The sequence below is a fragment of the Blautia sp. AF34-10 genome (genome assembly GCF_003477865.1).
GTDB classification, from domain to species: domain Bacteria; phylum Bacillota; class Clostridia; order Lachnospirales; family Lachnospiraceae; genus Fusicatenibacter; species Fusicatenibacter saccharivorans.
Genome location: NZ_QUED01000018.1, coordinates 18,604 through 40,199 on the forward strand (window position 1 = coordinate 18,604; position 21,596 = coordinate 40,199).

Consider the following 21,596-nt stretch of genomic DNA (forward strand, 5'->3'; position numbering starts at 1 on the left):
TTTCTTTTTTCCGCTTTGTCCGCCGATTGATAGCCATATTTTACCATGTTTTGTAAGATGATTCAATTGATAATTATTTATTTCACAATCTTTATACGTTTTGTACCAAAAAATGCAGAAAATTCCGCCAAAAGGCGGAGCGGCACAATTCTGCATTAAAAAAAGAAGGATTCCCGGCTTTTTGCTGCCGAAAATCCTTCTCTTTTTTATTTTTTAAGAATACTGCGACTCATCCACCTCAAACGGTTCGTCGCACGGTCCTCGAGGAGGCGGTAGCTGCCCTGTGTGGAGAAGTAATACCATTTTCCGTCGATCAGTTTCCATCCTTTTACGGCGTAGCCGTTTGCGTCAATGTAATATCTCTGCTCGGTGTCGTTTGCATAGCGGTGCGGGTTCAGGGAAACCCATTCGCTTTTGGCCCATCGGTCTTCGTCTTCGATATAGAACTTCCAGCCCTCATCGGTTTTGGTCCAAATGGAGGTTACCTGCTCTTCCATTTTTTCGAAGAATTTGGATTTCTGGGAGAGATCATCATTGAGCTGGTCGAAAGTCAGCTTCTCTGCAAGCGTCTGTTCACCTGAAAACAGGTTCGTTCCAAGACCGAGGCGGTCACCCTCAATGGTAGCTCCGAGACTTGCGATGGTGGTCGGGAACATGTCCATGGTGGTGAAACTTCTGTTTTTCTCCTGCTGCGGCTGGATCGGAGAGTTGATGATCACGTTGTATACGGTTCTGGTGTAGTCCGGATCAATGTTCTCACAGAAATCGGAATCCATCGTCAGATGGTCGCCAGAAATTACGATCGTTGTGTTCTCGTAGAAATCCTGCTGCTGAATCCAGGAAACGAACTCGGTGACTTGCTTGCTGGAGCAGTGCAGAACCATTCCGTACTGGTTGTCACCGTCGTTTTCTTCATCGCAGAGCTCACACGGATAGCCATCCTCAAAATGGGTGTCTGCGGTCAGCATGGTGAAGTTGAACGGCTCTCCCTCTGCTGCGATTTCGGTCAGACGGTCTTTGGCAAAGGAAAAGAGTTTTTCATCCTCATAGCCCCACCATTCGTAATATCCTTCCGGGATCAGGCCTTTTTCCATAGCCCAGTTGTAATCGTCTACTTCGTAGTCGCCGTGCTCTTTAAAGTACTCTTCCCGGCCGCCGAACTGTCCGATTGAACCGATGAAGAAATACTGCTTGTAGCCTTCATCCGCCAGGACATCACCCAGGGTATTGATTTCCGGGAAGAAGCTGGCCTGATATGCCATCTCATTTCGCTGGATTCCGATGCTGAGAGGCAGACCGGAGGTCTGTGCGAAAATTCCGGCAATGGTCCAGGTTGCGTTTACGGTAGGCTGGCCGCCGCCGAGCAGCTCCGAATTGGAAAAACTGATGTTGTCTGCGGCAAGCTGGGTCAGCTCCGGGATATAGTTTTTATCGAATGCTCCGCCGGAAGCTTTGTCTGCGTAGGTGCTCTCCATGGATTCCAGATAGAGATAGATCAGATTTCGTTTCTGTTCCGGGAACGTGATATTCACGCGGTCCGGATCTACGTAGTTGTCTTCTACCACGGTATTGTACGTGCTCTGATTTTTCAGATAATCTTTTACGTCCAGTGCTGCCCACACGTCATTGATGGAATAGACGATGCTGGCGGCTCCTGCCGCGATACAGATCATCCCGAACGCCACATGGGCTTTGCGTTTTTCCCGAAGAAAAATGCTGACCAGAATCAGAAGGATGAGTGCTGCCGCTGCGATCAGCGCACTTGAGCAGACATAACTCATCAGAAGATCATGGCTGGTTCCGGCAATCGGGGCCTTTAACTGGTAAACAAGCTCTTCCATGCTCAGATTCGGCCATGTTTTCCGCATCCAGCGCTCGGACGTAAACAGCAGCACGCCAAGCGTTCCGATCAACACTGCAAACACAGCCAGCAGAATGCGCCCTGCTTTTTTCGTTTTTTTCTGTTTCTTGTGTTTCATCTTCCTACCTCCAAAAAGCATTACAGCTTACAAAATCTTAACTTTTCTTTACAATCGCCTTACGTATTATAGCAAAGACCGTTTTAAAAAGATAGAAAATTTTTATAAAATTTTTGCACAAAAAGTGCAGCCAAAAACATATTTTTTGCATGACACATAAAAACCCGCCCGGCACCGCAAATCTCTTCGCGGCCCAAGCGGGTTTTTCATCTCTATTCCGGGAAAGCCTTATCAGCTTGCCTTGTTCTTTCTCTGTTTGATGACCTTCAGTCGTGTGAACTCCTCGCGCTCCTTCTCCTCCAGTGCGTCCGCGATATCCTTGGACAGCTGGGTGTAATGCGGAATCGTGATGTTCTTCAGCGCGTTGGCACGCTTCTGTGTTTTCTTGATTGCCGCAGCAAGGCGGTACGCCGAGTTCTCTATCATGGAAAGGTTTAAGGTCAGGTCTTTTACTTTTTCAAAGGCCTGTCTTGCCTGATCCAGGGACTCCTTCGTGCTGTAGTAAGCATAAGTCGGGGCCTGTCCGGACGGATCAGCCTCTACCAGCGGAATTTCCACGCCCATGATACTCCTTGTCTTGATCCGGATAGATTCCTCCACCGGAACGGTATAGGACACGGTCTGTACGTTGGTGATACCGATCTCCATGTTCGCAATCTGCAGTGCCGCATAAGCCTCGCGGAACGTCACATCGATCTGACGCTGAATGTCTTTTGCCTCATCGATCAGGCCCATGAGCTCGCGGATCAGAATATTCCGCTTCTTGTCCATCAGCTCGTAACCCATGTGGGCAAGTTTCAGAGAGTTCTTTGCAAGAATCAGGTTTCCCTTGGTAGGAAAGGTATTCGGGTCCATTCCGATCTCACTCCTCTCGCTTACTCATTCATGGCATCGGCTTCTGCCTTTGCTTTTGCTACTGCATCAATGGTGGTCGGATGATAATACTGATCCAGAACCTTGGTGTTGACACGGTCGAGCTCTTCTCTCGGAAGCAGTCCAAGAAGCTCCCATGCCTTATTCAACGTATCTTCCATGGAACGGTTCTCATCCATTCCCTGGCCGATGAATTCATGCTCGAATTCATTACCGAATACCAGGTACTGTTTATCGATCGGAGAAAGCTCATCCTCACCGATAACGGATGCCAGGGAACGCGCATCTCCTACCTTTGCATAGCAGGAGAACAGCTGGTTCGCTACGTCCTGATGATCGGCTCTTGTGTAGCCCTCACCGATACCGTCCTTCATCAGACGGGACAGGCTCGGCAGCACGCTGATTGGCGGGTAAATAGACTGGCCGTGAAGCTGGCGGTCCAGTACGATCTGACCCTCGGTGATGTAACCGGTCAGGTCAGGGATCGGGTGCGTGATATCATCGTTCGGCATGGTCAGGATCGGGATCTGCGTTACAGAACCCTCTACACCCTGTACAATACCGGCGCGCTCATACAGCGTAGCCAGCTCACTGTACAGGTATCCAGGATAACCTTTACGGGAAGGAATCTCTCCACGGGAGGAGGAAACCTCACGCATAGCCTCGCAGAAGGAAGTGATATCGGTCAGGATAACCAGGATATGCATTCCTTTCTCGAATGCAAGGTACTCGGCAGCTGTCAGCGCTACCTTCGGAGTGATCAGACGCTCTACAACCGGGTCGTTTGCCAGGTTCAGGAACATAACAACGTGATCCGATACACCGCTTTCCTCGAAGGTCCGGCGGAAAAACTCTGCTACATCGTATTTAACACCCATAGCGGCAAATACGATTGCGAACTTCTCATCGGAATCTCCCAGGGATGCCTGCTGTACAATCTGTGCGGCCAGCTGGTCGTGCGGAAGTCCGTTTCCGGAGAAGATCGGCAGCTTCTGGCCACGAATCAGGGTAGTCAGACCGTCGATTGCAGAAATACCGGTATGGATATAGTTTCTTGGGTATTTACGGGTAACCGGGTTCAGCGGCAGGCCGTTGACGTTTCTTCTTACCTCTGCGTCAATTGGTCCCATGCGGTCGATCGGTTTTCCGATACCGTCGAAGGTACGTCCAAGGATTTCTTCGGAAAGTCCGATCTCCATCGGATGTCCGGTCAGACGGGTATGGGTATTGGTAAGAGACATGCTCGAAGTTCCCTCAAATACCTGAATAACGGCTTTGTCTTCGTATACAGCAACGATACGTCCCAGTTTTTTCTCATTGCCGTCTACGGTAAATTCTACGATTTCCTCGTAGGAAGCATTTTTTACACCTTCCAGAACAACCAGAGGGCCATTGACCTCACTAAGGCCTAAATATTCAATTGCCATGATGAATTCCCTCCTTAACCATTCTTCTCGAGTACCTTATCGTAGAAGGTGTCGATATCTTTTTTGTATGTGTCAAACAGATCCAGACGGTCATTCGGTACATCGTATTTAATAGAAACGACGCGGTCGAAGATCTTGTCCTCTTTCAGTACGGACATTGGCATGCCCATCGTCACGAGCGCTTTGGATTTCTTGTACAGATAAAGAATAACTTCCATCATCTTGTACTGTTTTTCCAAGGATACGCAGGTGTCATCCGGATGGAATGCGTTCTGCTGCAGGAAGCCCAGTCGAATAACTCTGGCGATTTCCAGGGTCAGCTTCTGGTCATCCGGAAGAACATCGCTACCGATCAGTTTTACAATTTCCATCAGGGAGCTCTCGGAGTTCAGGATTCCCATTAACTGGTTCCGCATATCTACAAAGTTTTTGTTTACGTGATCTTTGTACCACGGCGACAGATCCTGCAGGTATTCACTGTAGCTGGTCAGCCAGTGGATCGCCGGGAAATGACGGGCGTAAGCCAGAGATTTGTCCAGTCCCCAGAAGCAGCGGACGAAACGTTTGGTGTTCATGGTAACAGGCTCGGAGAAGTCACCACCCTGCGGAGATACGGCTCCGATGATGGATACGCTTCCCTCTGCTCCGCAAAGGGTCTGCATCATGCCGGCACGCTCATAGAAAGCGGACAGACGGGATGCCAGATATGCCGGGAAACCTTCCTCGGCAGGCATTTCCTCCAGACGGCCGGACAGCTCACGGAGTGCCTCTGCCCAACGGGATGTGGAGTCTGCCATGATTGCTACATCATAGCCCATATCGCGGTAATACTCAGCCAGTGTCAGTCCGGAATACAGAGATGCCTCACGGGCTGCAACAGGCATGTTGGATGTGTTGGCGATCAGGGTGGTACGGTCCATCAGCGGGTTGCCGCTCTTCGGGTCGATCAGTTCCTGGAACTCCTCCAGAACCTGTGTCATCTCGTTTCCACGCTCTCCACATCCGATATAGATGATGATATCGGCATCAGACCATTTTGCGATCTGGTGCTGGGTCATGGTTTTTCCGGTACCGAATCCGCCAGGGATGGCTGCTGTGCCGCCTTTTGCGATCGGGAACATCGTATCCAGGATACGCTGTCCTGTGATCAGCGGAACGGATGCCGGATATCTTTTCAGGGTTGGACGCGGTACACGGATCGGCCATTTCTGTGCCAGTGTGATCTCTTTTTCGGTGCCGTCTTCCAGTTTCAGTTTTACAATCGGGTCAAGGATGGTGTACTTTCCGTCTTTGGCAGCCAGATAACCGTGCCGTTGACATCCGGCGGAACCATCGATTTGTGTACGATGGAACGGGTCTCCTGTGTCTCTGCAATGATTGCGCCGCCCATCAGCTCTTCGCCTTCTGAAACAGTTACATGGACATCCCATTTTTTCTCTGTATCCAGAGAATCTACGGTAAGACCGCGGCTGATATATTTACCGGACTGCTTTGCAATCTCGGACAGCGGACGCTCAATACCGTCAAAAATGTTGTTCAGGATTCCAGGTCCCAGTGTAACAGAGAGGGCATCTCCGGATGCGGTAACTGTTTCGCCTGGTTTCAGTCCTGTGGTTTCCTCGAAAACCTGTACTGTAGTGGTATCCTTTGTCAGGGCAATAACCTCGCCGACCAGACGTTCTTTACCAACGTAAACCATCTCGGACATTTTAAATCCGGTGTTTCCTTTCAGATATACGACCGGACCGTTGATTCCATAGATAACTCCGGTTTTATTCATGCTCTACACCTCCGTGAAAGATGAAATTCTCCCGCTCTTCGTTCAGAAGGGTCTCGAAGGAATTATCGATCAGAATATTTTTCTCCGGAATGACCGCGCGCACGCCGCCAAGGAACGGCATGGCCGAAATGGTAAGGGTTACGGAGAGTTTCTGCTCCAGGGAAGCCTTATGAGCTTCGTCTGACGGATCCAGATATAAGGTCAGTTTGTCATTTCCGGCAAAAGTAACGGCTTCGCGGATTTTGCGCTCCAGATACTCCTCATAGGATGGATCCTTTTTATAAGCGGTAAGTTTTTCACGAACTTCTTTAAACAGTTTTTCTTTTAATTCCAGATTTTTACGGGACAGCTTCCGTCTGATATGAAGCTGATCCGCTGACAGTGTCTTATTGACATCACGTTTTGCTTTCTCGGTCTCGGCAGCAATTTCTTCTTCTGCCTGACGTCTTGCAGTTGCTTTATGCTCCTCGAAGATCTTATCCAGAGCTTTCTGGTGATCGCCGATCACACGTTCTGCTTCACGGTTTGCACTGTCCAGGGAATGATTATAAAAATTCTGAAGTTTCTCCTCAGTAGTCAATTGTGTCACCTCCAGGGCATTCTTACAGTTTTAATCCAATAGATTCGTTTACAAAGGAAGTGATAAAGTCCGGCGCTCTTCCAGTACCGTGGCGGTCCGGAATCTCGATGAGCAGCGGAAGCTTATGGTTGAGGCGGACATCCTCCAGAATGTCCGGGAATTCCTTCCCGAACTTTTCTGTAAGGAGAATAATTCCGATCTCTTTGTCTGCCAGTGTTTTCTGCAGTGTATCATAAAGCTCCTCGCGCTCATGAACGACAACGCCTTCCACTCCGGCCAGGCGCATGCCCGTCTGAGTGTCTACGTTATCACTGATCAAGAACATTTTCATTTATGATTCCTCCAACTTAAGGTGAAGATCAATACCTTCCGGTTTTGGAATCAAAGTTTACCAAGAATCATGAAGGAGATGATCAGACCATACAGAGCGATACCTTCGGCCATAGCTACGAAGATCATGGATTTACCAAAGATGCTGCCGTCTTCGCTGATTGCTCCAAGAGCTGCGCTTGCGGAAGATGCAACGGCGATACCGGAACCAATACCGGAAAGACCTGTAACAAGAGCTGCACCGATGTAACCAAGACCGGTTGCAAGACCAGCGCCTGCTTCTGTTGCAGCAGATGCAGTTGTTGCGCCTGCGAAGGAAACAACGGTTGCGATCAGCAGAAGGCCGAAGAAGCCGCTTACATTGGCTGCCAGAGATTTTTTGTAACGATTTTTGTTGTGCTCACCTTTGAAGTAATAAGTCATAGGAACAACGATGGTTAATACCATTGCGATTGCAGTAAGTACCTGTACAAATGCTGAGTTCATAATAGTTTTCCTCCTGAAGTTAATTCATTAAATTTACTCTTTGCTGCGATCCGGAGCCATTTTCACTTTTTCCCGATACAGCTTCCCGCCATATTCACTTCCATTTCGCATGGCTCTGAATCCTCTTTTATTTCTCGCCTTTTTTCAAAAACGGAACAAATGGTTTTCCGTCTCCTTCATAGAACCGGCTGAACATCTCGTAATACTCCAGACGCAGTACCTGGATCGCTACCAGCAGTGCCTCAAGGCAGGCAACGAAGACATTTCCGAGAACAATAACCGGCCAGCTGATGCTGCCGCCGCCTGTTGCTCCGCCGAGCATCAGGACAACCTCCATCATAGCCGCATGGCTGACTGCATATGCGCCGACACGGACAAAGGAAATTGTGTTGGAGAAGTAGCTCAAAAGCACATCGAAGAGTTCGAAGAATGCCTGTACAAAGAACATTCCCTTTCCGGTCTCCGGAAATGCATTGCCCTTCTTCTCTACCATACGCTCCAGTGGCTCTTTTAAGAAGATCGCAAGAAGCGGAATACCGAACATGACTACCATCACGCCGACAGCCGGAGCTTTATGGCCGCTGAACAGGAGAACGAGTGTAACGGCAAGGGCTCCGTAGAAAATGAAGCCTGCTAGGGAGTTCTGGCTGAACAGAAGCTCGCCGAGCTTATGGTTTCTTGCTGCATTGATCATATGCAGAACCATTCCTGTCAGAATCATGAACATACCAAATGCAACCGCTGCGACAAATACGGTGTTCATCGAACCGATGAACGGAAGCGTTGTCATCGCTTCCTTCGGATGCAGCCAGAGGGCCGGTATGACATTCTCAAATCCGAAGAAGCTGCCGAACAAGAATCCGAAGATCACAGAGAATACCGCGCAGGTACTCATGATCGCTGCAAGATCCATCTTCTTGTAGTGGTACAGCAGTGCGCCGCCAATCAGCAGACACAATCCCTGTCCTACATCGGCAAACATGATTCCGAAAATAAAGGCATAGGTGAGTCCTACGATAATCGTAGGGTCAATTTCATTGTAATTTGGCAGTCCGTACATCTTCACATACATCTCAAACGGACGGAAGATTTTCGGGTTTTTCAGCTTTGTCGGCGGCTGACGCAGAACGTTGTTTGCATCATCCTCGATAAAGCAGAAGAGATTTGTGTCGTTTTCGATGTCCTTCTGGAAGGAAGCGGCATCTTTTTCCGACATCCAGCCGCACAGAATATAGAAAGTTTCCTTCTTGGATTTTGTGCAGGCTGCCAGGCGACGGACATCAAAGTTGCCGGAGAGCTGCTCTAACTGCTCTTTTGCTGCAACCAGATCCTCTGCGGAATCCGAAAGGCATTTTGCCAGTTTCCGTGAGCACTCGCTGAGTGCATCGTCTGTCTTTTTGATTTCTGCCTGAAGTGCTGCGTAAGCATCCTCCGGCGTTCCGCTGTACTCGTCCGGAACGTAGATTCTTTCGAAGTGCAGGGATGAGAATACGGCGTCCACTTTCGTGACCTGATCTCTTGGGCAGAAGTAAATGCCCCATACATACTGCTCATCGGAATGGCAGCGGTAGAATACCGTATCGCTGTTCTCATAGCAGTAGCTCTCAAATTTGTTGTAATACTCTTTTGTGATCTTTCCGAATCTGAATTTAATAAAGTGGAAATCCAGAATGGAGGAAAGATTGCAGTGCAGATCCTGGAACGGCTCGATTTTCTGTGCTTTTTCCATCAAGTCTTTCTTTTTTGCTTCCAGTTCTGTACGCTCCTGGTTCAACTGGCCAAGGGTGTGATCCAAACCATGGACACAGTTGATGGCATCTTCCAGGGAAAGTCTTTTCGTGGTGGTACGCTTCTCTTCCGGCAGAAGTGCTGTAAAATCTTCCGCCTGTTTTAAGGTCTCTTTGTATGGGTTGATCTGGATATACGGTGTGATATTCTGCATCGTAGACAGCTCCGTCAGAGCGTTTTCCAGATGTATCTCATATTTTGAGAGATAAGTGTTGACCACACGGTCAATGTCGGCTTTCGGCCCGGTGATGCTCAAAAATTTCATCTTGACAATCAATGAGTACACCTCCCCGTGTATTAAGTTTTTGCGATATGCTGCATTGCCTCGTCAGCGCTGATACGGTAACGTACGCACTCGAGTGCAATAATAAGCCGGTTTACCTCGTGCTCTTTGTGATAGAGGTATGAGTATATTGTGGCAACGGAATAAGGATCCTGTCTGGATTCACTGGAAAGTATGTGCTTCATAATGGCTGCATACATGGATTCCAGCGTATCGACCTTGAAGGAATCATACCGTTTCGCATAATAGGTTTGTTCCAGCAGCTGGGAAAATGCACTCATATTCTCGGCTTCTACCAGTGCCTTTACCACATCCTTTTTCAGCCGGTGATGAACCGGAATCAGCAGGGCGTAGATTTGTGCGCTGGTCATGTGATAATAGCGTTTGGAACGGTAGATCCACTGAAGGTTCAGCATGTCAAACTTGCTTCCCCATGCAGCGGTCAGCTCTTCCAGATCCCGCTTTGTCACTACTTTTGATCTGTCTTTCCACATCTGTGCAAAGTAATACAGATCCAGGGTCATCTCATAGTCGAACAGGGTCGGACGCTCGATATCCGCGAGCTGCGACAACGGGGCATAATATTCTGTCCCTTTCAGGTTCGCAATCAGTTCTTCGATCGTCCTGGAGGACGCCAGAAGATTGATGTCCAGCTGGGAATGCTTGTTAAAGAACTCGTCGAATATGGACAGGTTCAATACCACATCACGGTGATCAAACACCGTGTTCAGGCATTCTTTGATAACGGACACTTCGTATCGTTTAAAGTAGAGCGCAAGGAACTTTCTCTGCTCCACATTTGCAAAACGGTACAGCTTGGAAAAATCCCGGTATACCGTCAGGCGCAGCATTTTCTCGATCTGACCTCGGTGAAGGTCAGCTTCGTTGTAGCCCTCAAACAGATCCTCATAGCCTTTATGCTGCTTGAGGTAAGAAACTGCCTGCGGTACACTCTCCAGTTCCACGATTTCCCGAAAATTCTGGTCGTTTAAAAGATGGCTCTGCATGGCTCTTATCTTTGTGGTAAGGCCGCTGTAGGATAATAGACCGCTCATCGTTTCACTTCCTTATAATGTTTTCGTAAATCTGCGTGGACAGTGTTCCGTGATTCTGTTCGTAATAAGCGTCCAGTGAAGATAGAAGTTCGGCGGCAGAGTCCCGCTGCTTTTTCTGATCCGCATCTGTAGTAGAATGAAGTTTTGTTGTGATCTCTTCAATCCGCTTTGCCGTTTCCGCTTCCAGATCTGCATCGAATTTTGCAATCCGCTCTTCCTGCTGCTCATCCTGGAGCTTCTTCTGATTCTCGGCAGCCTGCATAATCTTGGTAGCAGCCGTTTCGATCTCTGCAAGTTTGTTAATTACAGATTCCATAGCATCGCTTTCCCTCCTTATTTATTTAAAAGACAACAAAGACGAGGAAAACTCCCCGCATCTTTGCTGTTAGTATTCTACACCTTTTTTTCCAAAGTTGACATATTGAAATCGTAAAAAAAAGTGGGATTTCGATCGACTTTTTGATTAAAAATAGACAATGGGTCATATTTTTTCTTCCAATCTCAATAGCCAAAAGATGGTCCCTCATATGATTTCGATATGGTTCCAATCCGATTGTCATATTGCTGATAAGAAATGCTATGTGCAGGTTGATATTGTATATAGTATTTTGAAAACTTCGAAAATTTGAAAACGGGATTTTTCTGTTTTGCTTTTTCGGGAGCTATGATATACTGGATATGATTGGCTTTTATTCTAATATTTATCACTTAAGAAAGGAATTTTACGCATATGCGCCTTAGAAATATCAGAGGATCAAAAGATGTGATTGCTTCCTGTCCGTTCGTTGTGCAGGAGCCGGAGAGCTGCCGGGGACGGTGGGCTGAAATTTTTGGAAATGAAAATCCGATTCATATTGAGGTCGGTATGGGAAAGGGCCGCTTTTTGATGGATATGGCGGTTCTGCATCCGGAAATCAACTACGTCGGCATTGAAATGTACGACAGCGTACTGCTCCGCGCAGTACAGAAACGGGAAAAACTGGAGACGGAAATCAAAAACCTGTTCTTTATCCGCATGGATGCGCGCCAGCTTCCGGAAGTATTCGCAGAAGGCGAAGTGGACCGCATTTACCTTAACTTCTCCGATCCGTGGCCGAAGGACCGCCATGCGAAGCGGAGACTGACGTCGCATGAGTTTCTTGCACGGTACGAGAAGATTTTAAAGAAGGACGGAACACTGGAATTCAAAACCGATAATAAAGATCTGTTTGACTTCTCTCTTGAAGAGATGAAAAATGCAGAGGGATGGGAACTCACTGCATTCACATACGATCTGCACCACGATGTGGTTCTCTCAGAAGGAAATGTAATGACGGAATATGAGGAGAAGTTTTCCTCAATTGGAAACCCGATCTGTAAGATGGAGGCACGGTTTCTGTAGCGGAATGCTTTCGCAAATGATTTGATTCCCATCCAAAATACAAACCGGCAGCAGAACGGTCTCTTGAAAAGTAAGACCGCTCCGCTGCCGGTTTTTCTCTGTTTCTATCGCAATGTAAAAAAGTTGATACACAGACTTTTGGTATTTTGCTTGTAAAACAAGAAAAACACCGTCCCCGCAGCTCTCAGGTCTGCAAAAACAGTGCTTTCGATGCGCCTTCAGGGACTCGAACCCTGGACAAATAGATTAAGAGTCTACTGCTCTACCAACTGAGCTAAAGGCGCTTACTTTTGTTTTTCTGTGTTTCATTGGATGATCCACTCGCTGAACACAAATAAGATTATAAAGGATTCTGCCGAAAAAAGCAACCTTTTTTTCACTGTTTCTTTACTTTTGTTAAAAACAGCGAAAACAGGTCTTATAATTCTATTAAATTTCACAATTTTTTCGTATATTTCCGTTTGTTTCGATGACGGCTCCAATGGCAGCCGAACCTACTTCCGTTTCTTATCTTTCTTTTTCAAAAGCTTCTCCAGCTCCTGCATGGATTTCTGGATTTTATAAAGACAGCCGCTGCCGGCATATTTATTCTGATAGCAGAAATCCTGGAGTTTCTGCTGAAGGAAACATGATTTTCTGATCAAACTTCTTCTCCGCTTTCCGGCGTACCGGACACGGGCACCGGAAAAGTTCTTTTTCTTCTATATTATACAGGGAATGTCAACATTGACCAGAAAATAGCTTGTTTTAGCCATTGTTTTCCCATTTTCTTTCCGTTATAATACAGCAGAATACCATCTAATATCACTTACTATTTTGGGGGAATTTTATGAAAACACGAATGAATTTCAAGGATGAGTTTTACCAGAAATTAAAGCTCCTCGTCCTCCCGATTGCGATTCAGAACTTTATGCTGGCTCTCGTCAGCGCGACGGACGCAATCATGCTGGGATGGATTGACCAGACCTCGCTGTCGGCGGTTTCGCTGGCCGGACAGGTGCAGTTTGTTTTGAGCCTTTTTATCTCAGGCATCGCGGCGGGCGCCGGTATTATGGCAGCGCAGTACTGGGGGAAACAGGATGCCGCTTCGATCGAAAAAGTGATTCCGATCGCACTTCGCACCAACCTGCTGTTCTCCGGCCTGTTTACCATCCTTGCCGGTTTCTGTCCCGAAATGCTGATGCGCATCTTTACAAATGATGCGGCCCTGGTTGCAAGCGGAAGCCAGTATTTACGCGCTGTTGCACTCTCCTACGTACTCTGCGGTATTTCGCAGGTCTATCTGATCCTGCTGAAAAACACCGGTCATGCAGCAGTCAGCTCCCGCATCAGTTCCACTGCGGTTGTACTGAACATCATTTTAAATGCCATCCTCATCTACGGTCTTTGCGGTGCTCCGGCACTTGGGATCCGCGGAGCAGCTTATGCAACGGTAGCTGCCCGCGTTGTGGAACTGATCTGGGCTTATCTCGAGACAAAGAAACCGGAGCGTGTACGGATTCTCTGGAACCGCCTCTTCTCTTCCGCAGGGAAAATACTTTCAGAAGACTTCTGGCGCTACACGCTTCCCGTGCTTGCGGCCTCCCTCGTCTGGGGAATTGCCTACGTTCTGTACTCCGTTATCATGGGCCACATGGGAAGCGATGCTGTTGCAGCAAACTCGATTACCTCGATTGCAAAGAGCCTCCTCTCCTGCCTGATCCGCGGTGTGAGCGGCGGTGCCGGTGTTCTGATCGGAAACCTGCTCGGTGCAGATGAACTCGAGAAAGCACGCGAATACGGCGGCCGCCTGACGCATCTTGCAATTGCCATCGGCGTTGTGACCGGCGGTCTTCTGATGTTGATCTCTCCTGCAATCGTCCACTTCGCTCCGCTTACCGATACCGCGGCAGAATATCTGCAGTACATGCTTCTCTTCTGCGGTCTGAACTTGATGGCACAGTCGGTCAACACCACCGTTCTCGACGGCATCTTCTGTGCCGGCGGCGATGCAAAATTCGATATGCAGGGAAATATCGGCGCGATGTGGTGCTTTTCCGTACCGCTTGGCTTCCTCGCCGCGTTCTGGCTGAAGCTGCCGGTCATGGTTGTCTACTGTATCGTAAACCTCGATGAGATCGTGAAACTGCCTGCGGTTTATCTTCATTATAAAAAATACGTCTGGGTACGCAACATCACCCGCGATATCGAAGAATAATTGCCGAACTATAAAATCCCCTGCGGAAAATCCAAACCGAATGGATTTCCCGCAGGGGATTTCGTTCTTTTATCGTATTACAAATATCGCAATGATTTTACATCGATTTTCTCTCTGCAATTTCCGCCATCTTTGCTTCATTCAGACGTGTGTCGCCATGGACACGGCTGTAGGAAAGATAGCCGTTCATACGGTCGATCTTTGTCAGGTTCTTGGAACCGCAGACCGGGCAGACATCCATGTCGAGTTCCTGGTGGCCGCAGTCATCGCAGTAAGCCAGGGACAGGTTGACGCCCTCGTAGTAGCCAAGCTCCATCGCACGCTCGATCAGTGTCTTGATCGCGCCTTTGTTGTAGCCGACCGGATAGCGCACGTACTGGATTTTTCCGCCGTTGCAGAGCTCCCAGAAACGTCCCTCGAGATCCTGTTTCTGGATCGGGGTAATGTCCTCGGTTACGTGGCAGTGGAAACTGTTGCTCACATACGGGCGGTCCGAAACGTTGCGGACGATGCCGTACTGTTTGCGGAACTGCTCTATCTGCAGGCCGCACAGGGATTCTGCCGGTGTGCCGTAGATCGCATAGAGGATGCCGTCCTCTTTCTTAAACTCGGCAACCTTGTCGTTGATATATTTCAGCGTGTCGAGTGCGAACTGTCCGTCCTCAACAAGAGATTTTCCGTTGTACAGCTCCTGCAGCTCGTTCAGCGCCGTGATACCGAACGATGCGGTCATCGGCTTTAACAGCGGGCGGATCTTGTCGGACGGTTTTAAGTGGCCGCCGTAGAAACCTCCCTCGCAGTAAGCCAGCGGGTTCGTGGATGCACGCATCTCGCCGAGGTAATCGTAGGTCCGTTTGTGCAGATCGCGGATCATCTCGAGGTAGAAGTCGAGCACTTCGTGGAAATCGCGGTTCTCGGAACGGGATTTTGCCAGGATCATCGGAAGATGAAGGGAAACGGCTCCGATGTTGAAACGTCCGACAAAGATCGGTTTGTCGTTCTCATCTGCCGGCTCCATGCCTCCGCGCTCGTACCACGGGCTAAGGAAAGCACGGCATCCCATCGGGCTGATGACTCTCTTGTATTTCTTGTACATCTCGGCGATGTAGCCCTCGCCGCTCATCGACAGCCAGTCCGGATACATGGTTTTAGAGGAACAGTCAAGTCCTGCCTCAAAGACATCTTCTGCGATGCCGCCCTCTCCGTGAATTGCCTTGTCATATAAGAAGACGATTTTCGGGAAGAGCACCGGCTTTTTGTGGCCTTTCTTGCCCTGTCCGTTTTTGTGGACCTCGAGAAGGGAGATGGAAATCATCTTCTCGAACATGCTCGTTCCAAGGCCGAGGGTCACGGTAACGAACGGATAATCACCGCGGGAAGATCCAACAGTGTTCAGTTTATACTCAATTCCCTGCCATCCCTGATCGCACTCTCTTCTTACTTTGTCGATCGCATACTCGATGGCTTTCTCCTGTGCACCCTCCCAGGATGCGTCGGTATATTTCAGGAACTCTTTTACGTAGTAATCGTAGCTCTTCTGTGCGTACGGAGCAAGGATCTTGTCCACCTCCGGCACGGTAAAGCCGCCGTACTGCTGTGCAGCGGTGCTGAGGACGATATCGCCCATGACATCAAATGCGGTGTCGAGTGTCTTCGGCTCGTTGTACCAGACATTTCCCATCTCGAAACCGCCTTTTAAAACGTTTCCGACATCGAACAGACAGCAGTTCATGGTATCGAGACGTGCGGACTGGTCGTGGATGTAGATGTAACCGTCCTTACAGGCCTGCAGCTCGTTGCGGTTCATGAAGAACTTGCGGTACAGCTCTTTGTTCAGCTCGTTGAAAATCAGGCTTCGCTTCGTTGCAACGAGGGCGCTGTCGGTGTTGGCATTGCTCTTGTCGCCGATGTAGCGGATGGACTGGCTCTTCGTGTAGACCTCGTCCATCATATGGATAAAATCAGTTTTGTAATTGCGGTAATCGCGGTAGCTTTTTGCCACAGCCGGGTTTACTTTTTCGAGTGCTCCCTCCACGATATTGTGCATATCGCTGATCGGAATTTCGGTCTTTCCAAGGGAATATACGTGCTCGGTTGCGAACTTACAGATAAAGTCAATCTCCTGCTGTGAGAAGGTATACAGGATTCTCTGTGCGGATTTATTTACGGCACGGACGATCTTCTGCGCGTCGAATTCTTCTTTGGTGCCGTCCTTTTTGATAATATAAACCATTGTGGTGTCCTCCAAATCAAACACTATATCTTGTGTGTCCCCCACCCTTTTCTTGTAGCGGGCACCACATATTGTAGCATGTTTCTTTTGAAAAGAAAAGGCATTTCCTGTAAGTTTTTATTTTCAGAATATTGCATACTGCTCTTTCGTGCAGACAGAAATCTGCATTTTTCAAATTCGTTCTGCAAGCGTTCCTTCAAAAACGGTCTCGGCCGGGCCGGTCAGAAGGACCTTATTTTTCGTCCGGTCCCATGTAACGAAAAGCCTGCCGCCGCGCAGTTCTACGGCAGTTTCTCCCTCTGAAACACAGCCGGAAAGCATCGCCGCGACGGCTGCCGCACACGCTCCCGTTCCGCAGGACAGCGTTTCACCGCTCCCACGTTCCCAGACTCTCATTTTTATTGTGTGTTGATCTAAAGTCTGGATAAACTCTGTATTGATACGGTCCGGGAAGCAGGAAAGGTGTTCAAAAGCGGAACCGGTCTTTGCAATGGATATTTTTTCCACATCTTCCACCTGAATCACCGCATGCGGATTTCCCATCGAAAGGCAGGTCATCGTATAATTTTCCCCGCACACGGTAATTTTATGCTCCAGCACATATTCCCCCAGAGAAACAACGGGGATCTGTGCGGCGCGGAATTCCGGCGTTCCCATCTCCACTGTCACCTGACAGATCTCATTCGGATTCTCCCCCGTCTGCAGATGAATCACACGGTTTCCGCTGCCGGTTTCGATAGTCAGCGTCGTTTTTCTCGTCAGCCCATGCTCGTACACGTATTTTCCCACACAGCGGATGCCGTTGCCGCACATCGCGCCCTTCGAGCCGTCGGCGTTGTACATTTCCATCGAAAAATCTGCTGTTTTGGATGCCCCGATCAGAATCAGCCCGTCCGCGCCGATGCCGAAATGGCGGTCACTTACCGCTTTTGCCAGCCGCCCCGGACTCTCCACCCGCTCCTCCATGGCATTTACATAGATATAATCATTTCCGCAGCCCTGCATTTTTGTAAAACGCATACACAGCCTCCTCCCAGACTTCTGCCCTTTCCAGTTCCTTACTAAATATGTATTCCGTACCGCGCTTTTGAAAAACCATTTTTCTCAAATCCGCTTCAGACATTGGAAAACGAAGCGGAATGTGATAGAATAGGGGGAACTGATATCGTTACTTACATGAAGTAACTTTCAAATATTTTTAACCATTTATTATGAGGAGGTTTTGATGAAAAAATACCGTTGGGTTTTAACAGCAGTATTTGCCGCTTTCCTCGTGGGAACGAGCGGCTGCGGAAAGAAAACAGAAACGATTCCGATCACAACCATCAGTCAGAGTACCGACGATGACGACCCCGAAGACAATCTGGCGGCCTCCGGCGATTCCGATGAGATTCCGGAATACGATGTGGATCTCTCGAAGAACCTGAACAGTTTTCAGCTTGCCATCTGGGGCGATACATACGAAATTCCGGAATCCTACGCGGATTTTACAGCGCTTGGCTGGGTCTACAGCGGCGACGACACGAAGGAAATCCAGCCGGAATCCTTCTCAAAGGGCGAAAGTTTTGAAAAGGACGGAAACCAGATTACCGTCGATATTGCCAATCCGGATACCACGGCAAAGCCAGTGGCGGAATGCCTGATCGGAGGCATTCACATCGACACCTCGACCGCTGAGGGCCAGAATATCTATGTCGGCCTGCCGAACGGCGTCACTCTGCAGCAGTCGCTGATGGAGGATGCGGAAAGCATCTACGGTGCGCCAAAGGACCGTTATGAGACCGATACCTCTGTGCAGTTCACGTATGAGTACGGGCTGTACCAGACGATCACGCTCGGCTTCGATAACAAAACGGGAATTCTGTATTCCTCGATATGCAGAACTTTACGACCACGGCTGATGCAGAAGCGCTCGATGGTGTCAGCGATGCCACAACACCGGAAGTGGAGGCCTACCAGGCACCGGAAGCCGACAGCATTGAAATCAACGACTGGACCGTCCGCTTTGACGATGTACTCTATCATCTTCCCGTTCCGGTCAGTGAACTTCTGGACCACGACTGGACCGTCAATACGAAAGAGTCCGATACGGCCGTTTTAAACGGAAAATACGGCTACGTCACGCTGGAAAAGGGCGGTCAGAAGCTTTACTGCACCGTACATAATTACGGCGCGGAGGCGACGACAGTGCGCAACTGTTTTGTTACTTCGCTGTACGGCGATCTCGATACGACAAAGATTCCGATTTCAATCACAAACGGCATCACGCTCGGCACTTCCGAGAGCGATTTTCTGGCGAAGGCAGGGGATGCCAAATCAGAAAAAACGGAAAAAGAGGATAGTAACCTGACACTCTACACATTCTATAGTGATGACGAAAAGCTGGACTACACTGAAATCGGCATCGACAACGATCTGAAGCTGGTACGCAGCATCAAGGTGGTTCACAACCAGCCGGAAGCGCCGGAAGAAGAAGCCAAAAAAACTTCCGCGGAAGATTCATCTTCCGTTTCCGACAGTCAGGAACCGTCCGAAACACCGGCTCCGTAACGATACTTTCAGAAAAATGGCTGCATGGCAGCTTACTACAGACGAAAACGAGGATTTTTATGGAAAACTTATACGACGTTATCATCATCGGCTCCGGCCCGGCGGGTCTTTCTGCCGCGATTTATGCGAAACGCGCAAAGCTCTCCTCTCTTACGATTGAGGCAAACTTTGCAAGCGGCGGCCAGGTGCTGAATACCTATGAAGTAGACAACTATCCCGGCCTTCCGGGCATCAGCGGCATGGATCTCGGAAGCACGCTGCGCGCACACGCTGAAAAAATGGGCGCGGAATTTTCCCGCGAGCGTGTGAAGGAGCTTGTTCTTGACGAAGAGATCAAGATTGTCCGCACGAGAAAAAATGAGTATCATGCCAGAACGGTCATTCTTGCAACCGGTGCGGAGCACCGCGCGTTAAATGTACCTGGTGAAAAGGAACTCTCCGGCATGGGCGTCTCTTACTGTGCAACGTGTGACGGCGCATTTTTCAAAGACAAAACCGTTGCCGTTATCGGCGGCGGCGATGTCGCCGTGGAGGATGCGATTTTCCTTGCCAGAACGTGCAAAAAGGTTTACGTGATCCACCGCCGCGATGAACTGCGGGCAGCCGGTGTTCTCCAGGATGCACTGCTGGCACTGCCGAATGTGGAAATGGTGTGGGATACGGTTGTGGATTCCATCGAAGGAAACGAGATGGTGTCCGGCGTGAAGGTAACGAACAAAAAGGCAGGGGAAGCCGGTGAGATCGCGGTGGACGGCGTGTTTATTGCCGTCGGCATCGTTCCGGTCTCCGCACTGATCGCAGGCACCGTAGAAACCGATGAGGCTGGCTACATCAAAGCCGGCGAAGACGGTGTGACGAGCGTGCCGGGCGTGTTCGCCGCAGGCGATGTCCGCACGAAGCAGCTCCGTCAGATCATCACGGCAGCCGCCGACGGCGCGAACTGTGTGACTTCGGTAGAGAAATATCTGATCAGCCACTGATGGCTTCTTTCGAATAGAATACAGCAAAAGCAGGCATTCTTCGTATTGTACGGAGAACTGCCTGCTTTTTCTGTTTTTCCGTAGTTTCTGAAATCTGAAAAACCTTTCATGTCAGTCGTATAAAACTTTAAAACCTCTTTTGTCGAAATTGCACAAAGAAACCGGGTTTTTTCCACACGGGCCAATTTTATAAACATCTCGTCCACAAGTTATCCACATGGTTAACCACCGAAAACATGCCTAAAAACAAGTTATACACCGAGTTATCCACATTATCCACGAAAAACGGTGTGGAAAGCATGTGTTTAAATCTTGCGAAATCAGAACGCGTGTTTTGGTCATAACAGAGAAAACCGTTATTTCGCCAAAAGATTTTATAAAGCACTTGACTTTTTAAGTGTCAATCTCTGTTGGTTTTTGACTTGAATTGTGTGAATTTTTCGTACAATTTAATATTACATTTTTCGTGTTCTTTTGCTGTTTTTACAATGGCTGCAAAAAGAAAATCTCCTGTTCGGAAAACGATTGTTTCGTTCCCAGACAGGAGATTTTGATTGGATTTTTCTTTGTTTTACTCTGCCAGCTTTCCAAGCCGCTTTGCTTCTGCCCTCAGCTCTTCGATCCGGCGGTTGCACATGCCCACCGGGACGCCGGTGTCGATGACACGTTCACAGCTCTTCATCAGCTCGCAGGCGCGGGCAAATGCCTCGTCGCTGATCTCCTGGAACGGTGCTTCGGTTACCGTCTCCATCGCCAGAATGCGGGCGAGCTGGTAATCGATATCGTTCGTATACAGGACGCCTGCCGCAAACGGGACATTTTCCTTCTGCAGTTTCCGGAACACCGGGATTCCCGTTCCGCCGCCTGCGAGGACAAAGACGCGCGGTGTTCCCTCCGGCCGCGGCAGCTCGATGCTTCCGAAGCACGGGTCAAACGAACCATTGTCAATCTCGTACAGTTCGCGGATGATATCCTCGCGGAAAATTGTCTCCGGTGCGCCGAAATGGGAAATAGCATCGCCCTTGACGCAGATGATCTTATCTGAAATTTTCTGTGCCAGATCGATCTCATGCAGCGACATGATGACGGTGATGCCCTTCTCCTTTGCCATGCGGCGCAGAATCGCGAGCAGTTCCAGCTTGTGGCGGATATCGAGGAAAGAAGTCGGCTCGTCGAGGATGATGACCTCCGGCTCCTGACAAATCGCACGCGCAAGAAGCACTCTCTGGCGCTGGCCGTCGCTGATGGCGTTGAAATCGCGGCCGCCGAGCTCTTCGGCATGAACGGCGCGCATCGCCTTCTCGACCTTCTCCTCATCCTCGCGGGTCAGCATGCCGAGCCGTCCGGTGTACGGATAGCGGCCCGTTGCCACAATATCGTGGCAGGTCATCAGCTCCGGCTTCATGCGCTCCGTCAGCACAACGGCCATCTTCGTGGACAACTCGCGGAACGAAAGCTCATGCAGGTTTTTCCCATCAAACTCCACATTTCCGCCGACCAGCTTTAACTGGCGGGTGATGCTTTTCAGAATCGTTGATTTACCGGAACCGTTCGGTCCGATCAGCGTAACGATCTCGCCTTTTTCGATGCTGATGCAGATATCTTTGATCAGCGGCTTCTTATCATAGCCGACCGTCAGGTGGTCCAGATGAAAATAATATTCATTCATATTCT

17 protein-coding genes, 1 tRNA gene and 1 pseudogene are annotated in these 21,596 nt (G+C 49.2%); 4 read left to right on the forward strand and 15 right to left on the reverse strand.

The features are described 5' to 3' along the window. Nucleotides 1–206: 206 nt before the first annotated feature. The 10 genes and pseudogenes from DWZ60_RS11520 to DWZ60_RS11565 form a co-directional block, all read right to left on the reverse strand. Entirely contained in the window at nucleotides 207–1,979 is a 1,773-nt protein-coding gene (locus DWZ60_RS11520; protein WP_119221654.1) for a sulfatase-like hydrolase/transferase, read from the reverse strand. A 231-nt stretch (nucleotides 1,980–2,210) separates the two neighbouring features. Further along, nucleotides 2,211–2,834 carry a V-type ATP synthase subunit D gene (locus DWZ60_RS11525; RefSeq protein WP_022461683.1) on the reverse strand — a complete coding sequence of 208 codons (624 nt, stop codon included), beginning with the start codon at nucleotides 2,832–2,834 and terminating at the stop codon, nucleotides 2,211–2,213. 20 nt (nucleotides 2,835–2,854) lie between these two features. Further along, nucleotides 2,855–4,279: a V-type ATP synthase subunit B gene (locus tag DWZ60_RS11530; protein WP_022461684.1), complete on the reverse strand. Its 1,425-nt coding sequence runs from the start codon at nucleotides 4,277–4,279 to the stop codon at nucleotides 2,855–2,857. 14 nt (nucleotides 4,280–4,293) lie between these two features. After that, nucleotides 4,294–6,059, reverse strand: a pseudogene (locus DWZ60_RS11535) (V-type ATP synthase subunit A). Beyond that, nucleotides 6,052–6,639 (reverse strand): V-type ATP synthase subunit E, encoded by a 588-nt coding sequence (locus tag DWZ60_RS11540; protein ID WP_158555012.1) that lies wholly within the window; start codon nucleotides 6,637–6,639, stop codon nucleotides 6,052–6,054. The pseudogene DWZ60_RS11535 and the gene DWZ60_RS11540 overlap by 8 nt, the downstream one beginning before the upstream one ends. Before the next feature lie 22 nt (nucleotides 6,640–6,661). Beyond that, nucleotides 6,662–6,970, reverse strand: a complete 309-nt coding sequence (locus tag DWZ60_RS11545) for a V-type ATP synthase subunit F (protein WP_055220228.1) — start codon at nucleotides 6,968–6,970, stop codon at nucleotides 6,662–6,664. A 50-nt stretch (nucleotides 6,971–7,020) separates the two neighbouring features. Continuing rightward, nucleotides 7,021–7,455 (reverse strand): ATP synthase subunit C, encoded by a 435-nt coding sequence (locus DWZ60_RS11550; protein ID WP_022461688.1) that lies wholly within the window; start codon nucleotides 7,453–7,455, stop codon nucleotides 7,021–7,023. Between the two features lie 127 nt (nucleotides 7,456–7,582). Further along, on the reverse strand, nucleotides 7,583–9,529 hold the full coding sequence (locus DWZ60_RS11555; RefSeq protein WP_373142148.1) for a V-type ATP synthase subunit I: 1,947 nt from the start codon (nucleotides 9,527–9,529) through the stop codon (nucleotides 7,583–7,585). 11 nt (nucleotides 9,530–9,540) lie between these two features. Next, on the reverse strand, nucleotides 9,541–10,581 hold the full coding sequence (locus DWZ60_RS11560) for a V0D/AC39 family V-type ATPase subunit (protein WP_022461690.1): 1,041 nt from the start codon (nucleotides 10,579–10,581) through the stop codon (nucleotides 9,541–9,543). Between the two features lie 4 nt (nucleotides 10,582–10,585). Further along, nucleotides 10,586–10,897, reverse strand: coding sequence for a hypothetical protein (locus DWZ60_RS11565; protein WP_022461691.1), 312 nt, complete (start codon nucleotides 10,895–10,897; stop codon nucleotides 10,586–10,588). 414 nt (nucleotides 10,898–11,311) lie between these two features. Between DWZ60_RS11565 and trmB the strand changes: the two genes are divergently transcribed. Beyond that, entirely contained in the window at nucleotides 11,312–11,962 is a 651-nt protein-coding gene (gene trmB / locus DWZ60_RS11570) for a tRNA (guanosine(46)-N7)-methyltransferase TrmB (protein ID WP_117801545.1), read from the forward strand. Between the two features lie 211 nt (nucleotides 11,963–12,173). Here trmB and DWZ60_RS11575 read toward each other — a convergent pair. Next, nucleotides 12,174–12,246, reverse strand: a tRNA-Lys gene (locus DWZ60_RS11575). 210 nt (nucleotides 12,247–12,456) lie between these two features. Continuing rightward, nucleotides 12,457–12,606, reverse strand: a complete 150-nt coding sequence (locus tag DWZ60_RS17315; protein ID WP_158555013.1) for a hypothetical protein — start codon at nucleotides 12,604–12,606, stop codon at nucleotides 12,457–12,459. 185 nt (nucleotides 12,607–12,791) lie between these two features. Here DWZ60_RS17315 and DWZ60_RS11580 point away from each other — a divergent pair, with 185 nt between their 5' ends. After that, entirely contained in the window at nucleotides 12,792–14,159 is a 1,368-nt protein-coding gene (locus DWZ60_RS11580) for an MATE family efflux transporter (protein WP_117510099.1), read from the forward strand. Nucleotides 14,160–14,256: 97 nt separating this feature from the next. Here the strand turns inward: DWZ60_RS11580 and nrdD are convergent, their stop codons facing one another. Both nrdD and dapF read right to left on the reverse strand, forming a co-directional pair. Next, complete coding sequence (gene nrdD / locus DWZ60_RS11585; protein ID WP_119221655.1) at nucleotides 14,257–16,392, reverse strand: anaerobic ribonucleoside-triphosphate reductase; 2,136 nt, start codon at nucleotides 16,390–16,392, stop codon at nucleotides 14,257–14,259. 171 nt (nucleotides 16,393–16,563) lie between these two features. Beyond that, complete coding sequence (gene dapF / locus DWZ60_RS11590) at nucleotides 16,564–17,412, reverse strand: diaminopimelate epimerase (RefSeq protein WP_119221656.1); 849 nt, start codon at nucleotides 17,410–17,412, stop codon at nucleotides 16,564–16,566. Nucleotides 17,413–17,617: 205 nt separating this feature from the next. On the opposite strand from dapF, the gene DWZ60_RS11595 reads away from it, so the two are divergent. Further along, nucleotides 17,618–18,493 carry a hypothetical protein gene (locus DWZ60_RS11595; protein WP_119221657.1) on the forward strand — a complete coding sequence of 292 codons (876 nt, stop codon included), beginning with the start codon at nucleotides 17,618–17,620 and terminating at the stop codon, nucleotides 18,491–18,493. Between the two features lie 508 nt (nucleotides 18,494–19,001). Beyond that, the gene (gene trxB / locus DWZ60_RS11605) at nucleotides 19,002–19,922 is read left to right on the forward strand and encodes a thioredoxin-disulfide reductase (protein ID WP_119221659.1); all 921 of its coding nucleotides are present in this window, start codon (nucleotides 19,002–19,004) and stop codon (nucleotides 19,920–19,922) included. A 571-nt stretch (nucleotides 19,923–20,493) separates the two neighbouring features. On the opposite strand, the gene DWZ60_RS11610 is transcribed toward trxB, so the two are convergent. Then, complete coding sequence (locus DWZ60_RS11610; protein ID WP_119221660.1) at nucleotides 20,494–21,591, reverse strand: ABC transporter ATP-binding protein; 1,098 nt, start codon at nucleotides 21,589–21,591, stop codon at nucleotides 20,494–20,496. Between the last annotated feature and the right edge of the window lie 5 nt (nucleotides 21,592–21,596).